General features: G+C 71.8%; 3 protein-coding genes. 2 read left to right on the plus strand and 1 reads right to left on the minus strand.

Features of this window, described 5'->3' with window-relative positions; all coding sequences use genetic code 11:
* Positions 1–829 (plus strand): filamentous hemagglutinin family protein (locus AC27VN_RS39940; RefSeq protein ID WP_490880279.1); only part of this gene is annotated, 829 nt, incomplete at its 5' end.
* 33 nt (positions 830–862) lie between these two features.
* On the opposite strand, the gene AC27VN_RS39945 is transcribed toward AC27VN_RS39940, so the two are convergent.
* The gene (locus AC27VN_RS39945; RefSeq protein ID WP_490880280.1) at positions 863–1,216 is read right to left on the minus strand and encodes a hypothetical protein; all 354 of its coding nucleotides are present in this window, start codon (positions 1,214–1,216) and stop codon (positions 863–865) included.
* A 212-nt stretch (positions 1,217–1,428) separates the two neighbouring features.
* Here AC27VN_RS39945 and AC27VN_RS39950 point away from each other — a divergent pair.
* The coding region (locus AC27VN_RS39950; protein WP_490880281.1) for an STN domain-containing protein at positions 1,429–1,992 on the plus strand (564 nt) is incomplete at its 3' end.

Raw genomic sequence — 1,992 nt, forward strand, 5'->3', positions numbered from 1 at the left:
GCACACCCAGTTCGGCGGCGACATCCAGGTGCTGGTGCCAGGCGGCGGCCTCACGCTGGGCGCCAACGGCGTGCTGCCGCCGCCGAGCACCGGCCTGCTCACCCAGGGCGAGGGCGCGGTCGAGATCTACACGCGCGACAGCGTGCTGCTGGGCCTCTCGCGCATCATGACCACCTTCGGCGGCGGCATCCTCGCCTGGTCGGCCGAGGGCGATATCAATGCCGGGCGCGGCAGCAAGACCACGCTGGTCTACACCCCGCCCAAGCGCAGCTACGACGCGCTCGGCAACATCCGGCTGTCGTCGAACGTACCGAGCACCGGCGCCGGCATCGCCACGCTGGCACCGATCGCCGAGGTGCCGCCGGGCGACGTCGACCTGATCGCGCCGCTGGGCACCATCGACGCGGGCGAGGCCGGCATCCGCGTCTCGGGCAACGTCAACCTCGCGGCCTTGCAGGTGGTCAACGCGGCCAACATCCAGGTCAAGGGGGAATCGAGCGGCCTGCCGGTGGTGGCCTCGGTCAACGTGGGCGCGCTCACCAGCGCCAGCGCCGCCGCCTCGCAGGCCGCGATGGCCGCGCAGGACACGGTGCAGCGCGAACGCACGGCCGCGCGGCAGGCGCTGCCTTCGGTGTTCACGGTGCGCGTGCTGGGCTTCGGCAACGAGCCCATGCCCGGCACTCCCGCCGCCCCGGCCGGCAACGATGCCGCGCCGCAGCGCACCGGCTATCGCAGCGGCAGCGCGGTGCAGGTGCTCGGCGATTCGGCCATGGGGCCGGCCGAGCGCAACCAGCTCACGCCGGCGGAGCGGCGAACGCTGGGGTATTGAGACGAGGCGAGGCCGCGGCGCGGCCTCGTTTCCTCAGCGCCCCGGCATCAACGGCGATACCGGCGCCACCGTCGGCGGCCGCTGCGGATACACCGAGGTGCCGAAGGTATTGCCCATGCGGGTGCTGGTGGCCGCGCGGTTGAACAGGCCGAGCTGGTTCGAAGGCCGGTTGGCGATCGCTTCCGAGGCCAGTTGGGGCACGCCGTCGGTGTCGCGCGGCGCCGACGCGGGCGGGCGCATCTTCTGCGTCAGGCAGTCGTAGGAGGGGGCGCGTTCGCCGTTCACCGTCACCTCCATGCAGGGATTGGCCGGGGCGGCTTCCTGCGCCATGGCGCCCAGGCTGCCGAGGGCGGCCAGCATCGCGATCCATCCACAGGCTGCGCGCATCGAAGTCTCCGATCCCTGGAAGAAAAAAACGCGCCAGTGTAGGCCGGAAACAAGTCGCGGCGGTGTCGCGAACTCGGGAGTCCGGCACCTGTCATGGGTCGGTCATGTCAGCCGAATAGCCTCAGGCCGCGAACATCGAGCCAGGCCGCGAGGCGGACGGTCGCGCCCCCACTTTCTCCCTGCAGCACTTCCTTGCCTCTCTCCTCCGCCTCATGACACGTGCTTCCGCCTCGGGCAGTGCCCTGTCGCTGTCCTGGTGCCTCGTCGTGCTGCTGATGATGGGCGCGCGCTTCGCCCACGCGCAACTGCCCGGTCCGCGCGAGGGGGCCGGCGCGCTGAACTTCGACATGCAGGCGCAGCCGCTGCAGGATGCGCTGGCCGAATTCGCGCGCATCACCGGCCATTCGGTGCTGGTCAGCAGCAGCCTGGCGGAGGGCCGCACGGCCTCGTCGGTACAGGGCCGGCTCGCGCCGCGCGATGCGCTGCGGCAGTTGCTGGTGGGGTCCGGCCTGGTGGCGCGCTATGTCGGCGAACAGTCGTTCACGCTGGTGCCCGAATCGGTGGCCGAGACGAGCGCTCCCGTGGCCTCGCGCGGCGAGGGCAGCGGCCGCAGCGACGAAGCCGCCGCCGACCTGCGCGACTACGCGGCCGCCTTGCAATCCTCGATCACGCGCGTGCTGTGCATCGCGCAGCCCGATGCCTTCGGCCGCTACCGGCTCGGCGTGCAGCTGTGGATCGACGCCGACGGGGCGGTGCGCGACATCCGGGTGCTCGAA

The organism is Variovorax sp. 20P10.2.4 (genome assembly GCF_058244205.1).